General features: G+C 41.4%; 19 protein-coding genes. 6 read left to right on the forward strand and 13 right to left on the reverse strand.

Annotated elements, in window-relative coordinates; all coding sequences use genetic code 11:
* Window position 1: 1 nt before the first annotated feature.
* The 6 genes from RXX31_RS14895 to upp form a co-directional block, all read right to left on the reverse strand.
* Window positions 2–640, reverse strand: a complete 639-nt coding sequence (locus tag RXX31_RS14895) for a 2OG-Fe dioxygenase family protein (RefSeq protein WP_317590317.1) — start codon at window positions 638–640, stop codon at window positions 2–4.
* 545 nt (window positions 641–1,185) lie between these two features.
* Window positions 1,186–1,860, reverse strand: coding sequence for an HAD family hydrolase (locus tag RXX31_RS14900; RefSeq protein WP_317590318.1), 675 nt, complete (start codon window positions 1,858–1,860; stop codon window positions 1,186–1,188).
* Window positions 1,861–1,912: 52 nt separating this feature from the next.
* On the reverse strand, window positions 1,913–2,137 hold the full coding sequence (gene pptA, locus RXX31_RS14905) for a tautomerase PptA (protein WP_317590320.1): 225 nt from the start codon (window positions 2,135–2,137) through the stop codon (window positions 1,913–1,915).
* Window positions 2,138–2,150: 13 nt separating this feature from the next.
* Complete coding sequence (locus tag RXX31_RS14910; protein ID WP_317590322.1) at window positions 2,151–2,747, reverse strand: NAD(P)H-dependent oxidoreductase; 597 nt, start codon at window positions 2,745–2,747, stop codon at window positions 2,151–2,153.
* Window positions 2,748–2,758: 11 nt separating this feature from the next.
* Window positions 2,759–3,667 (reverse strand): EamA family transporter, encoded by a 909-nt coding sequence (locus tag RXX31_RS14915; RefSeq protein ID WP_317590324.1) that lies wholly within the window; start codon window positions 3,665–3,667, stop codon window positions 2,759–2,761.
* Window positions 3,660–4,325: a uracil phosphoribosyltransferase gene (gene upp, locus RXX31_RS14920; RefSeq protein WP_317590326.1), complete on the reverse strand. Its 666-nt coding sequence runs from the start codon at window positions 4,323–4,325 to the stop codon at window positions 3,660–3,662. The genes RXX31_RS14915 and upp overlap by 8 nt, the downstream gene beginning before the upstream one ends.
* 156 nt (window positions 4,326–4,481) lie before the next feature.
* On the opposite strand from upp, the gene RXX31_RS14925 reads away from it, so the two are divergent.
* From RXX31_RS14925 to RXX31_RS14950, 6 genes are all read left to right on the forward strand, one after another.
* Window positions 4,482–4,967 carry a MarR family transcriptional regulator gene (locus RXX31_RS14925; RefSeq protein ID WP_317590328.1) on the forward strand — a complete coding sequence of 162 codons (486 nt, stop codon included), beginning with the start codon at window positions 4,482–4,484 and terminating at the stop codon, window positions 4,965–4,967.
* Between the two features lie 149 nt (window positions 4,968–5,116).
* On the forward strand, window positions 5,117–6,313 hold the full coding sequence (locus RXX31_RS14930) for an AMP-binding protein (RefSeq protein ID WP_317590329.1): 1,197 nt from the start codon (window positions 5,117–5,119) through the stop codon (window positions 6,311–6,313).
* A gap of 20 nt (window positions 6,314–6,333) precedes the next feature.
* Window positions 6,334–8,985 (forward strand): thioesterase domain-containing protein, encoded by a 2,652-nt coding sequence (locus tag RXX31_RS14935; protein ID WP_317590330.1) that lies wholly within the window; start codon window positions 6,334–6,336, stop codon window positions 8,983–8,985.
* Between the two features lie 10 nt (window positions 8,986–8,995).
* Entirely contained in the window at window positions 8,996–9,916 is a 921-nt protein-coding gene (locus tag RXX31_RS14940) for a pseudouridine-5'-phosphate glycosidase (RefSeq protein WP_317590331.1), read from the forward strand.
* A gap of 116 nt (window positions 9,917–10,032) precedes the next feature.
* Window positions 10,033–10,518, forward strand: a complete 486-nt coding sequence (locus RXX31_RS14945; RefSeq protein WP_317590332.1) for a MarR family winged helix-turn-helix transcriptional regulator — start codon at window positions 10,033–10,035, stop codon at window positions 10,516–10,518.
* Between the two features lie 51 nt (window positions 10,519–10,569).
* A complete protein-coding gene (locus RXX31_RS14950) occupies window positions 10,570–11,250 on the forward strand; it encodes a 4'-phosphopantetheinyl transferase family protein (RefSeq protein ID WP_317590333.1) in 681 nt (226 codons plus the stop codon).
* A 647-nt stretch (window positions 11,251–11,897) separates the two neighbouring features.
* Here the strand turns inward: RXX31_RS14950 and RXX31_RS14955 are convergent.
* The 7 genes from RXX31_RS14955 to RXX31_RS14985 all read right to left on the reverse strand — a co-directional run.
* A complete protein-coding gene (locus tag RXX31_RS14955; protein WP_317590334.1) occupies window positions 11,898–12,701 on the reverse strand; it encodes a hypothetical protein in 804 nt (267 codons plus the stop codon).
* 40 nt (window positions 12,702–12,741) lie between these two features.
* Window positions 12,742–13,176 carry a hypothetical protein gene (locus RXX31_RS14960; RefSeq protein WP_140345759.1) on the reverse strand — a complete coding sequence of 145 codons (435 nt, stop codon included), beginning with the start codon at window positions 13,174–13,176 and terminating at the stop codon, window positions 12,742–12,744.
* A 52-nt stretch (window positions 13,177–13,228) separates the two neighbouring features.
* Window positions 13,229–14,017 carry a DUF5677 domain-containing protein gene (locus tag RXX31_RS14965; protein WP_317590335.1) on the reverse strand — a complete coding sequence of 263 codons (789 nt, stop codon included), beginning with the start codon at window positions 14,015–14,017 and terminating at the stop codon, window positions 13,229–13,231.
* Window positions 14,018–14,262: 245 nt separating this feature from the next.
* Window positions 14,263–14,751: a hypothetical protein gene (locus RXX31_RS14970; protein WP_317590336.1), complete on the reverse strand. Its 489-nt coding sequence runs from the start codon at window positions 14,749–14,751 to the stop codon at window positions 14,263–14,265.
* A gap of 705 nt (window positions 14,752–15,456) precedes the next feature.
* Window positions 15,457–15,774, reverse strand: coding sequence for a helix-turn-helix transcriptional regulator (locus tag RXX31_RS14975; protein WP_317590337.1), 318 nt, complete (start codon window positions 15,772–15,774; stop codon window positions 15,457–15,459).
* A 436-nt stretch (window positions 15,775–16,210) separates the two neighbouring features.
* A complete protein-coding gene (locus tag RXX31_RS14980) occupies window positions 16,211–16,987 on the reverse strand; it encodes a choline kinase (protein ID WP_317590338.1) in 777 nt (258 codons plus the stop codon).
* A 225-nt stretch (window positions 16,988–17,212) separates the two neighbouring features.
* Window positions 17,213–17,724: GlxA family transcriptional regulator (locus tag RXX31_RS14985; protein ID WP_317590339.1), on the reverse strand; the 512-nt coding region annotated here is incomplete at its 5' end.

Raw genomic sequence — 17,724 nt, forward strand, 5'->3', positions numbered from 1 at the left:
GCTATATTTCCTTCTTAAATGTAATGACTAGCATATCTCTAATCCCATTTTTATCAATCTGAGAGTATATCGGTGATACGCCATGATAAACTCTTGATTCATCAACATATACAATATCGCCAACTTGCATTGTAGTAGAAAAAATATCTTTCATATCATTGTCATAAATAGTAGATATTCCGCCTCCAACATTAAAACGCTTTATAGGAATCATAAAGATATATGATACACCATCTTTGTGAATCCCTTCAGGAGTTGGTTTACCCTCCGACTTTTCTTTTGAAAAAATTCTAAATTGATGTACTTCTATGTACCAATTTGACCAATTGGGGTCCATGTGGTTTATTTCACACAAGTTAAATACTTGTAGTGCATGCTCAATAAACTTACCAAAAACACGAGAATTAACAATATCTTGAGAAATAGGAGTGTACCATCTCTCAACATCTCCATTTAGAGTGTTATAATACTTACTCTGGTAATGGGGTATATCAAAAAGTTGCACGATATTATTTGTGTACTTCTCACTTATTAAGACTGCATGTTTACGATAACGATATTTACCATTATCATTCATATACTCATCTAAGACTAACTCCTCCCATGATTTGCAAAACCACTCCCACTCGCTAAGAGGCATATCACTTAATACCTTACATGGATTTTTTGTGACTTCTCGGCAGGCATAAAGCTGTATCCGTGATTCAAAATATTTTCAGAAATCCTATTGCATGAATATTGATTTCTAGTAACCTTTGCCAACTCTTCCATTTTAATAATATCTCCTAATAGGATTATTTAAATCAAAAATATTAATATTAATGCCTTATATTAATGATAACTAATTTACGGCTTAGATTTCGTAGATATATTCATTCCTTTTCGGTATAGAGACCAAATTTCAGTAACGTAGACAATGTACAGATATGGCATGAGAATCACAGATACAAGTACAAAGCTTAATTTGTATCTTAATGGCATTATCTGATTATGGTTATCGTCAAAAATTGTCGAACCCGTAAAAATAAAAAATACAATAGTGTATAATGTTACTAGGTAACCTATATTGATGTAAGTTGATGTGATAGCAATATAAATATTTACCATATTTCATCTCCTCCAAAGGTGAATAAGTAGAAGATAGTTATATATTTGTACATGGTGGACTTACGAAAAATGATCCACTCACATGAAATGCCGTTCACATATATCGACCACACTGCGAAAGTCCGCTGCCATCCAAGTTGGGCTAGCTTTATTAAGTTCCGTTTCAGAATGAATGCCGTAATTCACCGCAATGGCTTTGCATCCGAGATTGTTCGCCATAAAGATGTCATGTGTGGTATCCCCGACCATCAACACTTGTTCTTTTGAGGCTTGGAAGTGATCTAGAATCTTCTGGCCAGATTCAGGTGCCGGTTTTTTCTCTTCAACTTCATCGGCGCAAACAATTACATCAAAAAAATCTGCGATCCCCGCAGCTGCGAGTAACGCATTTGCACTGCGTGAAAACTTATTGGTCGTAACAGCAAGTTTAAACTGATGATTTTTTAGGTGACTTAACCCATCGAGCACACCAGGAAATAACAGCTGTTTTGCAGCAGGAAGTATTACCTCCCGAAACTGACGCTGATATTCAGTTACACATTCCTCCACAATTCGGGTGTGCTCCGGTTGATTGAGAAGGTGGGAAAACGCTTTTTCTAGCGGTAACCCTATCGTATCGCAGATATCCTTACTCTCCTTTGCTGGCAGTTGCTTAGATGCAAACGTAGCGTTAAATGCGGTGGCAATAGCTTGGGCAGTGTCGAACAATGTGCCATCTAGATCGAACATAATGACCGGGGAGCTGTGTTTCATTTATTATTCCTTCATTAACTCAGTAGCCCAGAGTCCACGGGGCTCTAGATGACTAGTAGTTCGGTTGCTTAATTAAGTACTGGCGTTTAGCTGCGATCTCTGGATGAAAAACATCAGCCATCCAGTCCTCTGGCGCAACTTCCTCCATAGAAACTGAAATAACGTCTTCACTGCATTGAAGCGCTCTTTGAATAGAAGAAGATATAACGTCGGATAAGTCTTTTCTCTCCTGCTGAGTCAACTCGGCAGGGAAATGCTTGATAGATATGTGTGGCATGAAGCTCTCCTTATTACATACCAAATGGAAATTGCTGCATGTTTTCTTCCAGCGTTAGACGAACCGTACCGAGTGCTTTAGCGTACGCCTTTAATGACTTCATGCTGTATTTAGATCGGCGATCGAATTGCTCATCACTGACAGCCTGATCAGATAAAAGAAGGCTCTCACAATGACGGAAAATCAAATGATCCGGGATAAAACAGGCATGGTTATTTTTACTACCAGTCATCCGCAACTCACTGATTGGATAAACACCATTAACGCTTGCAGATACACTAACAAGTAGTACAGGCTTATGGCCCAACTCTTGATTAGTGCAAAGTAGAAGAAAGTTCTTCAAAGCCGGTGTCACCATGCCATGCCATTCTGGCGTAATCAGTACTATGGCATCTGATTGCTGCAACTCTTGAGCTGTAGCTCTCCAATCGTTCCACTGTTCGCTGCCATTCCAAACGCCTTCATTCCAAAAAGGAAAATCTAGGACACTCAAATCCATGATTTGTGTCTCTTGAAACTCTTCCAATCGGGCCAGACGCTGTAAATAGGTAGCTACCTTTAAGCTGTATGAGTTGCTTCGGTGGCTTCCTGAAATAATACTAAGTTTCATGGTTCAATCTCTTATCGGTGTAAAGATGTCATTGGCGCTTGAGTTAACGCGCTCGGTTGTTTTTCTGGTTTCGGACGAGCCATATATACAGAGACAATAATGGCAACAGAACCAACAATTTGTAGCTGAGTAAACGACTGACCAAGGAAGATATACCCCAGCAAACAGGCGGAGACTGAACTGAGAAAACCAAGAAACGACGTCGTGACCGGATTTAACTTTTCAATACCACGGAACCAAACAAAGTAACCAAATACCCCACCGATCAGACTTAAATAGGCATAACCAGTAATATTTAGAGACGTCAGTGTTTGAGGGAAATCTTCATACCAAAGGGCAATCGGCAACAGCATCAAACCACCCAGCGTCAACTGCCAGCCAGTAAAACCAAGTAAAGACATGCCTTTTGGGCGTCCCCAGTGCTTAGTCAGTAAAATGCCCAGAGCCATACTGCATGTACCTATTAAACCGATTAAAACTCCCCACCAATTCAGTTCGAGCGCGCTGTTCAGAACTAAGAGGCTAATACCAGCGACGCCCACCACGGCAGAGGCGACATGAGTTACGCTGAGTTTGTTTTGAAAGAAAATAACTCCCAATCCCATAACAATGAGCGGTTGAATCGACATAACCAGAGCTGCGAGCCCACCAGGCAAGTAGTACGCTGCTGCAAACAAGCAATAAAAGAACAACCCAATATTAAGCAGTCCAAGCACTGCGATTTTTCCCCACCAAATGCCACTTGGCCGGATCTTGCAAAACAACAATAGAACCAATCCCGCACCAAGTGCTCTAATAACAGAGGCTAATAAAGGCAAGTCTGCAGGCAACAGCTCTGTTGTGACGATATACGTACTACCCCATACAATGGGAGCCAGTGCTGTCAGAGCCACATTCATCAAGGTTTGATATTTATTCATAGCTTTGTACCAGGTATGTACCGAAATAACGGTCTCCAAAATCTCCAATGCCAGGTCTCATGAACGCTTCATCATTCATGGTCTCTTCGATAGATGCGGTGATCAGTTGAACGGAAGGGTGTGCGGTCATTAACCGATCCAGCCCTACGGGAGACGCCAGAAAATTCACCACAATAATATTTTCGATAGAAACGCCCTGCTCCAGCAGCACATCGATCGCTTTAAGTAACGAACCACCCGTTGCAAGCATAGGTTCAAATAAGAACACGGTTTTTTGTGCGATCTCTGAAGGAAAGTGAGAATAGAAATATTCTGGTAGTTTGGTAACTTTATCTCTTTGAATCAGTATCTTGCCGATAGGCTGTTCTGGAAACATCTGCTTAAACTCACGCTCCATACTTTCGCCTGCACGAATAACGGAGACGCCACAGAGACCTTTTGATAGCACTTTTCCCTGATACACATCACCAATCGGTGTCGTGACATGCTGCTCTGAATAATCCAGCAATTCTGACGCTTTAATCAGCAACTGACGAATAACCTGATCACTAAAATGCGTGAATGTACTTAAGTCAGCGTGCTTGTCGCGGATTTTAGTATGCAGATAGGCCAGATAGGAGGTATGGGGTAAAACATGAACATTTCCTTGAAGACACATAATACTTTTCCTTTTAGTGCTTGTTACTGACAAGATTGGTGGTAGAATGCCTGTAACTTTTAAGTGAGTATCTTTCATAAAAGATATACCACAGACGATACCGACGAAAATGCTTTTTTTCAAGTATCTTTTCAAAAAATATATTAAGGAGTAAAAATGAATTACGATCATGTAGACAGGTTGTTGGTACAGTGGCAACATCAACGACCAGATCTAGACTGCTCACCGATGGGTGTCATTGGCCGATTAAGTCGAATGAGTCGAATTGTTGACAAAAAACTAAACAAGACATTTAAAAACAACAATTTAAGTGAAATTGAGTTCGATATCCTAGCCACATTGAGACGCTTTAACGAACCGATGACCCCCACCGAACTGTATCAGACACTGATGCTATCCTCCGGCGCAATGAGTACGCGTATTGAGCAGTTAGTGAAACGGGAGTTGATTGAACGTATCGCAAGTCCAGAAGACAGAAGAAGCTGTAGAGTCGTACTAACAAAAAAAGGTAAGGAATTGATAGATAAGGTTGTTGAGGGGCATGTTATCAATGAAAAGGCCATCCTTGACCCACTTACTGACGAACAACGTGAGCAATTGGCCAGCCTACTTAGAACCTGGCTGTTGACCAACGAATCTTAATTTCTCAAGCCTGCAGTTTTGCAGGTTTTTTTTACTCCAACTCAATAACTCCAAGATGAGTATCTCTTTGAAAAGTTACTTGACAAAATGCAATGTGCTAGTATCTTACTTTCCGATATACTAATTGCATATAGGGAAATTAACTTGCTATGAGTACTTTATTAGATCAACTTGAGATTCTGCCGGAGCTAGATTCAGAGCTCCAAACCACCATCCATCAGCCATGCTTATTCACTATGCTTGACTCTCAAGTGGAGATGTACCCTGAGCATATTGCGGTCCAAGATTGTGATTCATCTATTGATTACGCGACATTTAAAGCATTGGTGGCACATAATGCACAGCTTATCAATCAACATATCGAAGCCGATGGGCCATGTGTTGGTCTTTACTGTGACCCGTCATTAGAGATGATAACGGGCGCATGGAGTATTCTCGCATCCGAGCACGCGTACCTGCCTCTGGCACCTGAATACCCAGAAGAGCGAATAAGGTATATGGTTGCCGACTCTGGTGTTAGAGTGATCCTCACTCAACCACACCTAAAATCCCAGTTAGAGTCTATTGTTCCGCGAGATGTCACTGTATTGACACAAGCCGAGCTGCAGTGCCTAGACAAGAGTGACACTATGCATACGGTTGAGCGCAGTGTTCCCGATGACAATCAGCTGGCCTACATCATCTATACCTCTGGCAGCTCAGGTAAACCTAAGGGTGTGATGGTGACCTACGCAAATATCTCTCATCAAATCGCCTTTATGAAAGAACAGTTTAATTTCAATCAGCATGATCGGATCCTTCAGAAGACTCCAGCCAGCTTTGATGCCGCTCAGTGGGAAATTCTTGCGCCAGCATTTGGTAGCCAAGTAGTGATCGGCCCGAAAGATTGCTACCGCGATCCAGATGCCATGATTGAGACTTTGCTAAATCATGATATTTCTATACTACAGTGTGTACCCACGCTCCTTCAGGCATTGGTGGATCACCCGCTATTTACTGATTGCCTTTGCTTGAACAAGGTATTTAGTGGTGGTGAAACATTAACTCGCAAGCTGGCTGGTGAATTCTTGCAATGTTTACCTCATGCTGAGCTGACCAACTTGTACGGGCCGACTGAATGTACGATCAACTCTTCTACATTTACTCTATCTCGCGATGCGTTGGCCAATTACCCAGACGCCATTTCGATTGGCAAGCCTGTCGCGAACACCTTGTACCATGTATTGCGAGAAGATGGTCAGCCAGCACGAGTCGGTGAAATCGGTGAATTGCATATTTCCGGCGTACAAGTTGCGAAAGGCTACTATCAACGCCCTGATATGACGAATGAAAAGGTCATGAAGTGATGTATAAAACCGGAGATCTTGTGAAACAAGATATTCAGGGCTACACACACTTTGTCGGCAGAGCCGATAGCCAAATAAAACTCCGTGGGTACCGCGTTGAACTCGATGAAATACGCTTGGCGATAGAGAATCATCAATGGGTTAAAACGGCCGCTATGGTGGTCAAAAATGATCCACGTACTGGTCACCAGAACTTAATCGCTTGCGTAGAGCTCGATGAAAGACAAGCAGCTCTGATGGATCAAGGCAATCATGACAGCCATCATCAATCAAAATCCAATAAGCTTCAGGTAAAAGCACAACTATCGAACTCCGGATGTCGCGATCTGAACCACTGTGATACCATTGATGTTCTTCCATTACCGGGAAAAACAGCAACAGTCACTCAACGAGCGAACGCCTTTGGCCGAAAAACGTACCGTTTTTTTGAAGGCCAAACTCCCGTGTCAAAAGCAATGCTGCTGAGTGTATTGGAACGTCAACCTACGTCCGCTCAACATTCACGTGATGTTGAGACTCTTTCCCTTTCTGCGTTTGGTCGCCTCATAAGAAACTTTGGCCAGTTCATCAGTGAAGAGCGTCTGCTTCCAAAATACGCGTACGCATCGCCAGGCGCCTTATACGCGACGCAAATGTATTTTGAGATCCGTGGACTGCTCGGGATTACACCAGGGATCTACTATTATCATCCAGCAGAACACTGCTTGATCAAAATCCACACCCTGCCAACAGCACATGTTCCTACGCTAAATGTCCACTTCATCGGAAAATGGAGTGCTATCGAGCCTGTATATAAAAACAATCTGTTAGAAGTACTGGAAATGGAAACTGGCCATATGCTGGGTCTATTTGATGAATTACTGCCCGAACATGGCCTATCGCTACTTCAAGATCACTCGATCGAACACGACAAGTTACCGTCTTGGTATGATGGGGAAAGTGAAGACGTTTACCTCGGTAGCTACCGTTTTGAACCCTACCGAGTCACTCATCAACCAACCAGTCCGCAATGCCTTGTACAAATACATGACGATAAAGTAGCGGGACTGCTACCTGGCTTATATCAATATCAAGATGGTGACCTACATTGGTTGACTGACCAGATGTTACAAAAGAATGATGTTATTGCTATCAACCAGAAAGTCTTCGAACGCTCAAGTTTTGGTATCGGTCTTGTGTGTAATGACGAAAACATAGATGACCACTATATCAACCTAGGTCGTGCACTTCACCGCCTGCAAAGCAACACGTCACGAATTGGGATCATGTCTTCGGGGTACAGCTCTAAAACCGATAATGATCTGCCAGCCGCCATCAAAATGCGAACAATCCTAGCCGAGCATGGTCAACCGATGAAGTGTCTTTACTTTGGTGTCGGCGGACCGATTAGCGAAGCTCAGTATACGAGTGAAGGCATGAATGAAGATCGAGTCCATATGCAGGGACCAACAGAAATACTCAAAGACGAACTGGCCTTATTACTGCCACAGTACATGATTCCAAACAAAGTTCTGCTGCTGAATAAACTGCCGCAGACAGCCAATGGAAAGGTTGACTATATTGCTCTATCCCAGTTAGACGAACTAAAGCAGATTAATGCTAATCGAGCACTCGAGCCACTCACTACAGAGACAGAGCAGAAAATCGGTGAGATTTGGTGCCGTATAATGAAATGGGAGTCTGTTTCAGCCACAGACAACTTCTTTGAGTCTGGCGGAAACTCTCTAACGGCAGTGGCTCTCGTCAACCGTATAAACAGTCATTTTGGTATCAAAATGCCGCTGCAAGTTTTGTTCCATACACCAAGTGTCAGCGGTTTGGCTCATTGGATTGATAATAATTCATCAGCACAAGACCCATGTTCAAGATTAGTCCATCTAAACCAAAGTCTTCACAGTCCAGTATTCTGCTGGCCCGGTCTTGGTGGCTATCCACTTAATCTAAAGCACCTTGCCAATGAGTTGTTCACCGAGCGAGCTTTCTACGGCGTTCAGGCTGAAGGAATTAATGCCGATGAAACTCCACGCGCGTCGATCAGTGACATGGCCAAAGCAGACATCCAACAAATAAAAAAAGTTCAACCTGAAGGTCCCTATACACTTTGGGGATACTCCTTTGGTGCGCGAGTAGCGTTTGAAGCCGCCGCTCAGTTGGAAGCCATGGGTGAAACTGTTGATGCACTCTACCTGCTGGCCCCCGGAGCTCCGATCACACAGATGGAAAGAGAGCAAAAATTTGAGCATAACGCCAGCTTCAAAAATCCAGTATTTCTGGCCATTTTGTTCTCTGTGTTTGCTCACAAAGTGGAAGGTCGCCTGATGGAGCGGTGTCTTGAACTGTGTCATTCAGAGCAAGACTTTGTCGCATTCATCTGTGAACGATTCCCTATGTTGGAGCCCGATTTAGTCAAACGTATTATTCGTATCGTCACCATGACGTATGGCTTTAGCTATCAGTTCGAGGAGTTAAAAAATCGCTGCTTAAACGCACCAGTTACCATTGTTAAGGCACAAGATGATCATTATTCATTCCTTGAAAAAGCTACAACCTTTAGCAGAGAAAGACCAACCTATGTTGAGCTAGATGCCGACCACTATCAGGTCCTAAAAGCCTTCGGAGTGCAGGAGCTCAAACAAAAACTGTGGGCCAACACCCAAGAACAACAAAAGTAGGATGAAGGAAATGATTACACTTGAATTTCACCCAGAAGTAAAAGCCGCACTTAAAGCAGGTCAAGCCGTTGTAGCACTAGAATCCAATGTGATTACTCATGGGTTAGACTATCCTGACAACGTCAACACGGCCCTCAAGGTGGAAGACGCCGTGCGTGAATCTGGTGCCATCCCCGCAACAATCGGCATCGACAATGGCGTGGTGTTAGTAGGGATGAATCGCGAACAGATCGAGCGCTTTGCATCAACCCCAAATATTCCGAAAGTCTCGAGCAGAGACCTACCTTTTGTTTTGGCTTCAGGAAAAATGGGGGCAACAACCGTAGCGTCGTCCCTTGTTATCGCCGAACTTGCAGGCATCTTATTTTTCAGTTCTGCAGGGATAGGAGGTGTTCACCGTGGAGCTGAAACCTCGATGGATATATCTTCGGATTTGATTCAATTTACGCGTTCCAAAGTGGCCATCGTCTGTGCCGGAGCAAAAAATATTCTCGATATCGGTCTGACTCTGGAATATTTAGAAACCCAATGCGTACCAGTGGTATCATACCGATCTGACGATTTTCCTGCGTTTTATTGTCAGAGCAGTGGACACAAAAGCCCAGTGAGAATGGATCATGCAGATGAGATAGCCAGAGCCATTGAAATCAACCGCTCTCTCCCTGGAGCAGGTGGCTTACTGATAACAACGCCAACCCGAGATGAAGATGCTATCGATAGCCAGGATATCCAGCTGTTGGTTCAAGATGCTGTAGCGAGAGCAAAACGAGAGGGAGTAACAGGAAATTCGGTGACCAAGTTCATTATGAAAGCGATCGAAAAATCCACTGCTGGGCGTTCTGCTGAAGCAAATCAAGCAGTGCTGATTAATACCGCTCGAGTAGCAGGAGAACTCGCGGTGGCACACCACCGCCATTATCCACAGAAATAGCCCTGAGCAGATTCCCTTCTGACACCATTTGGCCTGAAGTCGCTTCTCAATGAGAGGCTGCTCTATGACCTTCAGGCCACAGAAACATCAAAACACATCGACAAGGAAAATGCGCTGTGAAAACAACAGATACTGCCCGCACTGGAGACGATTGTGCGATGCGCCTGTATCATCAGTTTAGGAACATTACCAACTACATCAACGATCTAAAACGGACAGAGCTCAAACATCATCGAATCACCCCTAACGAGTTTACGATTCTTGACGTTTTACAACAGCATAGCACCAAGGGATATCTCACACCCTCTGAGCTTGCTTACTACACAAGAGTCACTACTGGGACGATCACGGGACGCTTGGACTCGCTAGAGCGCAAAGAATTAACGTTACGTTATTCTGATCCGGTTGACCGTCGAAGCATCAGAGTTCAGTTGACTGAGAAAGGTCAGGAGCGAACACTTCAATATCGCAAAGACCTGAACCAGATTTGTAAACGTACTTTCCATTCTCTCAACCAAGCAGAGCTCAAGAGTACTCTATCCAAAATTTCACTTGGCTCTAGTGACAAGACCTCTTCTTCACCAAGATTAACGCGAAATTAAACAATTTTTCGTCCAACATCAAAAACATGTCGAGAAAAGGGAGTCACCTCAATGCAGCTACATATTTTTTTCACCAAATGCCCTTTCGAACTGGAGAAATGTTTAGATGCCACTGAATACCAGCGTTTTAATCGATTTCAGTTTGAAAAAGAACAGATCGAATACGCTTTTGCACATAGCTTGAAACGCCACATACTAAGTCAGAATTACCCAGAAAAGGACAAAATGAAATGGCAGTTCTTTACAAATGAGAACGGTAAGCCATTTGTAAAAGAGCCATTATCATTTAACTTAAGTCATAGCTCAGGAGCAGTCGCCTTAGCTGTTCTAAATGGGAATAACCAACTCAATATAGGTATCGATATTGAGGTCTATAAAAATAGAGAGGATATTTCGGAACTCACAAAGAGCATATTGCACCCAGCAGAAAGGAACCACTTAACGGCTACACCGAATATAAATCAAGGGTTTCTTAAAATATGGACAGCCAAAGAATCCCTACTCAAGGCAGTTGGTTGTGGGCTAGATGATAGATTAAACACCATAAACTGTGCCGCGAGCTTAGTTGACAAATCGTACAAACTACGCTGGCAAGGAAAGAACTACAAGATAAAAACCATTTGTCTAGGTTGGGGAACTCTAAGTGTCTGCTGGCAAAGTGATATACCAATCGGGGATATTAGTTTCATGCAAATCGACAACATAGGATTTTATACTCCGATAAAGTCTTGACTCCCTAATTCAAAAAAGAAGGTGTAGTGGATAAATTTTGTATTGGAATAGATATGCAAATGCTAATCACAGCAGAAATTGTTAACAGTGAAAGAAACTTGGAGGTTCTGAGCTGAGCAGCACTAACTAAACTATGCCCTGCTATAACTACAAGTATTGCAAACTCAACAGCGTGAACCATTGCTGAGTAATCGCACTAACGCGCTATGGGGCGTGCGACGTGAAGTCGTATGAAGCGCTGTTCTGGCAGCGTACCTATGTGATCGCTGCCATTTTAGTATGATACTTTAATACTAAGTATGAATCTTTATTACTTAGTATGAGACTTTATTACTCTCACACACCAATTGTGGGAGAGGAATAAAGTTTCATACTAAACAGTCAAATAACCCTGTTCGTACCGTTCTAAATGATACGTAACCCCAAAAAAAGATTCATACTAATTTCTACAACCAAGTCTGAATCGGGCTATCACTGAGTATTAAAGTATCATACTGGTTTCTTCATCACAGCCCCAACCAACGCTTTCAAACTCGTTTTTGGACAAATACGTTTTACATATTTTACTAAATTAGCACTTGGCGGATTATCTGAGGTATTGCAATCCCCATCAGCAAGTAGTCAGGAGCGACAGTAGGGTGGCAGGTTTACCTATCAGACCGTAGTGCAAACTCATAATTTGGTTTAATAGCATAATGTGATTCACATTTATCACATTTAAAACCTTCCAAGTTTCTAACTTTTTCCTCAGGTATAACGAGGCTATTACCACAGTTTGGGCAATCAATATCAAACGTTTTATAGTTAAAAGTTACTTGTGATTCATTCTCTTCTCGACTCGCAGTAAACACAGCACCACATTTAGGGTTATTACAGCGCCTGCATTCTCCATTTTTAACTTTGGCAGGAGAGAAAGCAAAACCGTCATTACATATAGGACAACAGCCGATCTCAATACTATTTGTGGTCAGTACTAAATTACCAGACATATAAGGTTCGAGATCTCTAGCTATTTGGGCTATCTTTTCTCGAACGTTTCTAGACTCATGCTTAACAGCCTTTCTTGGCTCTGCTAGGTGAAGGAAGTTACCTAGCTTGTGATAATTTTTTGTTAACCATTTAACTTCTGGTATTTTCTGCTCACCAAGCTTTAACCAACCTTCTGTTGGGGGTTCTTTCGTTTGCTCTAAATTGAAATGAACAACACAGTTAGAAGTGGCCAGACTGTCAATTTCTTCCAGTATTTTCATTGCCTTATGTGGCTGCCAAGTCTCAACAACAGCTTTAGGTAACTTGTTCAGTCCATGAAGTATTTTCTGGTAGACAATAGCCTCAATGCTAAATCTTAGTTCTAAGCATGCGTAGTAGTGATCAACAGGAGAATTAGAACTTAGTAATGCCTTAGCCCTTTCCCAGTGCTTTGATTTGTCGTAAATATCGAATACCGACATAATTCTCCTAAAAACTAAAAAATGTTATGGATAATGTCACCTATCTGTATAAAGCACCCACTACAGCTCGTTTAACTGCGATTGAATATCCAGAAATATCAGACGCATTCATATTTTTCAATTCAAATAGATTACCGTATTGGTACAACTTAACATTGGTTGACTCTATATCTTTGATCTTGAACGTCTCGAATACCACGACATCATCCAACCCTTTCAGGGTTTCGTTCGTGATTATTGGAGTGCTTCCTATACCAAATGTCGCCCCTTTGATAACACTAAGTGAATTTCTATACGAACAATAAATCTCGGTTTTTTCTCCATATTCAGATGAACTACTAAAGAACAAACAAGCATCACTATTAAGAGCTACGTCCTTTGCTCGACTTTGAATAGAACTATCTGTGAAGTGGTAACCGACAAAACCACTAACGATAGCGATAGAAGCAAGAGATACCAATAGAATTTTTCTCATTTTCAATTCCTTATATTAAATAGTTATTAGGAGCTTAACATCGTTATTCTATCTATATCGTATCATCTAGTAATTTCATAAATTTCGCAAAGCCGCTGACATCAGTTAAATCTAAGTCTTCAAGCAGTGGATAACCTAGTTTTCTAAGTACCTCGACATAACCCTCAATAAAAAACACAAGAACACTGCAAAGGAATAGGTAGTTTACTTTGTTTCGCTCGACTTCTTCCATCGGGTGAACGTTGTGAGCAGTATTTACTTGCATCAAAGAGTCAAAACCTGTGTGAGTATGGGATGACCAGAATGAATACTTATTACAAACGTATTTTGGGATACCAAGCTCTTGTCCAAGTTGATACCAAGGCAAAGGTTTCCAGTCATTCTTTTTAGGCTTCTCAAATTCGTTTTTTTTAAGCTTTGTAGTTAAATCCTCAATTAACCTTTGTTCATAGCGCATTTTCTCTGCTAAATCAGGGGAAGTAACCAGATCTGTATTTTTCGCCCTATTTTTATAACCACACAGTTGATACCAATTAAGTCGATCATAATTCAGTTCTTCAACAAAGTAGTGATACGCAATAGTCACTAAGTTTTCATAACACACCCGTAAAAGTGCAACTACGCTGGATGTATCGTAAGAAGTGAACCCACCTTCGATATGGTTGAGGTCAAGCTCACTAGTCATGAGCATTTCGGTCGTATTGATGTGCTTCAATAGTTTAATAGCAGCAACATTCAGGAAATAATAATTTTCATCAGTTTCGTTGATAAACTCGTAGCCAGACTCGAATATATTACACGCGACTTTATAGAACAAAGCGTAATCATCACTTTTTACCACAAACTACCCCCTGCTGTTCGAATATGGCTAAATCGCTACCGAAACGATTTACGCTTAATATCACACTAGATGCATTAGATATGCTACATAAAAATAGAGTTTCTAGTAAATTATTAAGGCTAGCTCAAACTAAGAATAGGGCAGAAATGTTTCAGCCAGATCAGGCTGAAACGAAGATGGACAGAAGTTATTTTCAGAAAGTTGAACGCAGGTTCAACTCCCACTTCCGAGTGGGTTCATATCCACTAGTTTTTGGTAGAAAGTTGTTCGAGAATTTTTTGACTGTTTTCGGCTGTTGCGATCGTTGCCTTCATAACTTGTGCCGAAGCAATTGAGAGCAATCCACCTAGCGCAAGTCCCAAGCCCGGTATAATACCGCTGATCACTACGACTGAAGATGTATTATATGTGGAGCCTAGTTGTGCCAGTATGGCAATAGTGAAAAGCACACCTATGACAACCAGTAGCCAACCAACTCCTTCTACAAAACTGTATACTTTTTTCCCTGTACTATAATTCGAGCTAACTTCTTTTGCCGAAGCTACTTGGAGGTTTTCAACATTACTCTGAGAAAATATCTTTATGGCTTGTTCTTCTGATTCAGCTTCGATTTCGACCCGTTGCGCTATAAAGCGCTGACTTTTGTAAGCGTAAATTTTCTCTTCACTTTCAGCGCAGTTTAGTTCAACTGCTGCTACTTGATTGCCTTTACGCAAAATTTCGTACTTGTTCATATATGCCCTTATCAACCTAACCTAAAATAATAACCTTAAACACACTAGCCGATATGAACTAAAACCACCAAGCGTTAGTAGTTAGCCTTTAGCGCCTTGATATGTACTTTTATCCAATCATACACAACTTTTGCTTACCTCGATTAACAGCCAATACAATAAACACTTATTTTACACATGAGGTTATTGAAATGCTTAGACTTAGAAGTTCCTTCACTACTCTTAATGCAGCTATCCAGCACGATGGATTCATCATCTACCAACATGGTAAGTTAAAATATGTACATGGTTCTGAGTGGAACTGGATAGAATGTCCCCGAATGGATGAGTATCAAGCACTATCCGAGTTATGTGATCATGGATATCTCAAAAAAGACAGTGTAATAGATAAACATACAATGGTGTTTGCCATTACTACCGAAGGAAAAACGTTCTGGCAATCGAACTGTACCGCCAAGTAGTTTTTTATCCATGCACAATATTGAGATCTATAGCAAAAATTAAACGCTATAGATCTCACTCTATTAAATATGAAGACAGGGGGCGCTATAACATCCCATACAAAACTAACTACATATTTAGTTATTAGAAAAGTAGGTCAAATGATGGCAAAAGAAATGTGTCCCAAATTTTAGGCTGGCACACTTTGGGGCATGAACGAGTCAGTGGTGAGCACTTGTGATCACCAAGCGACTCTGTCGTATTTTAACTCTCACCATTTGAGTCAAACCAAAAATCTAAATCATCCGTATCATCTTCGTAACTAGGTTCTTGGTTTCCAATTTGTACTACACTATTCGCGCCAAAACCCACTCTTTGGGATTTTGGTTGTATACTCATTTCTAGACCCAGCCCCTCAATTACTCTGAGCAATGTGCTTAATCTAACATCATGACCAGCCTCAATACGTGAATATTGCTGCTGCTTCATCCCTATCCGCATGTACATATCTTTTTGTTCCAGCTTTAAATACTTCCTCCGCTCCAACAAAAACAGAGCTATTTTTTTAACATCGTCGTCCATTGAGCCACCACACAACATTTTATTTCAAACAACATATTAGTTGTATCAAGTTGGGCATACAACATATTGATTGTCCCCATAGTTTAATACAACAAATATGTTGTATTGTTGGCAATATACAACTTATATATTGTGTATTAAACGCTCCGATCTTATTAAAATTAAGTAAAACACCTATAAGGCGAAAGTTATCGTTAGTTAGGAAGGTAGAGCAAGTAGAGCTCCAATAGAAGAATTGAGCACCTCCTGTCATCGTTCACAGAAAATACGCACCTTGGCTGTTTTTGAATTTGAATAGCCACCAATATAGTAACCACTTTTTGAATGAGCAAAAGTATGTCAAATCACGGCTCGGTGATACTGTGAATCAATTAGGTGTAAGTTCGAATGGGGCATAACTGAGCTGCAAAGATCGTAGGTATGAGATCTAGTGTAGTTATAGAGTTTTTCCCACAGATTCAATCCACGTTGGTACGTTGGCTCTGTACCAGTTCATGTATATTGATGCGTCTGGTTTATTTCGACTAGTTAAAATGTTTGTCACTTCAATAAGAATCCATGTCTTGGCTATAACCAAATGTTTCTCTAGCAATTTGGAAGAAAATTTGGAGTTAAAGCTAGCGTACTTCTCGGCAATTGACTGATAGTCGTGAGAATTCCCCAGACCTCGAACTAATGGAGCTAAGTCAATAGCAGGGCTACCGAAACCAAATCGCTCCCAATCGAACAGTACAAGCTCGCCATTATTTCTTGTTCCCCAATTTCCATCATTACTATCACCAGAAATCAACCCCGAATGTTCAAACAACTCTTCTGAACGAGATTGAATACTTAAAATGGAGTCTTGAATCACTTTAGGAAACTTTAACGTCTCTAGTGCCAATTCTGTAGCATCTAAAGACCATGAATGCCCTTTTACGGAAAACGACGGTCTATAGTGGGATTGGTGGATATGAGCTAATTGCTTAAGTGTCCCAATATTGTTATTTAGTTCATCTAAAGTAATCTTATTGGGGATGTATTCAATGAACAAATTATTACCATCTATTTTGAGTAACTTGGGTGTCTTCACGCCTACAAGTTGCTTGGCTGCAAATTGATAAAAGCCCATTTCTACGGGAGAGACATTTTGCTTTTTAATGCACCGCACTCCCTCATATTCTTCTAGCGATACGAGAGCAGATCCCATCCTTGATAAATCTTGAGATTTCATTAATTCCCTTTACGTATAACTGTTTTTTGAAACACTTTTACCAATTAACTTGCTCTGTCTATATTGTGAACACATTGTGCTTATTACAAGTGGCATTTTAAAAATATCAGTGGATTACCAAAAGTTTTCGCATAATTTCAGGTATGGAAAAGGGCTAGAAGGAACAGTGAATGTCACTAACCTCAAAATGATAATGGGGCAGATTCGATTCAGTCAGAATCTGAATCAGGAAAACCTCTTTCGAAACTCGCGTGGTGTTAATCCAACAATATTGATAAAGGCCTTTCGACATGCACTGATATCTTCGTAACCAACTTGGTTGGCTATCCATTCAAATGAGTGTTTTGTACTTTCCAGGTAGTCACATGCATTCTGTATTCTGAGACGCTGCAAATACTGATTTGGATTGTAACCCGTAGCCTTTAGGAACCGTCTTTGCATAGTACGTTCAGTAAGGTTTACTTGCTTCGCTAACTGATGTATCGATAACGGTTCCATATGACCTTGATGCATTATTTGTTGAACCGAAACAATCACCATATCACCATGAGCGAACGATGGTTTGAATTGTTGATAATAGCTCTGTTCTCTCTGCGCGGTGTCGATAACAAGTGTTTTACCAAGTTGGCGAACAACCCTGGGAGAAGAATATTTAGAGACCAGTTCAAACCCGAGATCCAGCCACGACATCATACCGCCCGCCGTCACTATGTCACCGTGATCGATCAATATCTTAT

Source organism: Vibrio sp. EA2 (assembly GCF_033042495.1).
Classification (GTDB): Bacteria; Pseudomonadota; Gammaproteobacteria; order Enterobacterales; family Vibrionaceae; genus Vibrio.

Bases quoted from the DNA above. Each gene is read 5' to 3' on its own strand.
- RXX31_RS14895 (WP_317590317.1), bottom strand. From the start codon at position 640: ATGCCTCTTAGCGAGTGGGAGTGGTTTTGCAAATCATGGGAGGAGTTA.
- RXX31_RS14900 (WP_317590318.1), bottom strand. From the start codon at position 1,860: ATGAAACACAGCTCCCCGGTCATTATGTTCGATCTAGATGGCACATTG.
- pptA (WP_317590320.1), bottom strand. From the start codon at position 2,137: ATGCCACACATATCTATCAAGCATTTCCCTGCCGAGTTGACTCAGCAG.
- RXX31_RS14910 (WP_317590322.1), bottom strand. From the start codon at position 2,747: ATGAAACTTAGTATTATTTCAGGAAGCCACCGAAGCAACTCATACAGC.
- RXX31_RS14915 (WP_317590324.1), bottom strand. From the start codon at position 3,667: ATGAATAAATATCAAACCTTGATGAATGTGGCTCTGACAGCACTGGCT.
- upp (WP_317590326.1), bottom strand. From the start codon at position 4,325: ATGTGTCTTCAAGGAAATGTTCATGTTTTACCCCATACCTCCTATCTG.
- RXX31_RS14925 (WP_317590328.1), top strand. From the start codon at position 4,482: ATGAATTACGATCATGTAGACAGGTTGTTGGTACAGTGGCAACATCAA.
- RXX31_RS14930 (WP_317590329.1), top strand. From the start codon at position 5,117: ATGAGTACTTTATTAGATCAACTTGAGATTCTGCCGGAGCTAGATTCA.
- RXX31_RS14940 (WP_317590331.1), top strand. From the start codon at position 8,996: ATGATTACACTTGAATTTCACCCAGAAGTAAAAGCCGCACTTAAAGCA.
- RXX31_RS14950 (WP_317590333.1), top strand. From the start codon at position 10,570: ATGCAGCTACATATTTTTTTCACCAAATGCCCTTTCGAACTGGAGAAA.
- RXX31_RS14955 (WP_317590334.1), bottom strand. From the start codon at position 12,701: ATGTCGGTATTCGATATTTACGACAAATCAAAGCACTGGGAAAGGGCT.
- RXX31_RS14960 (WP_140345759.1), bottom strand. From the start codon at position 13,176: ATGAGAAAAATTCTATTGGTATCTCTTGCTTCTATCGCTATCGTTAGT.
- RXX31_RS14970 (WP_317590336.1), bottom strand. From the start codon at position 14,751: ATGAACAAGTACGAAATTTTGCGTAAAGGCAATCAAGTAGCAGCAGTT.
- RXX31_RS14975 (WP_317590337.1), bottom strand. From the start codon at position 15,774: ATGGACGACGATGTTAAAAAAATAGCTCTGTTTTTGTTGGAGCGGAGG.
- RXX31_RS14980 (WP_317590338.1), bottom strand. From the start codon at position 16,987: ATGAAATCTCAAGATTTATCAAGGATGGGATCTGCTCTCGTATCGCTA.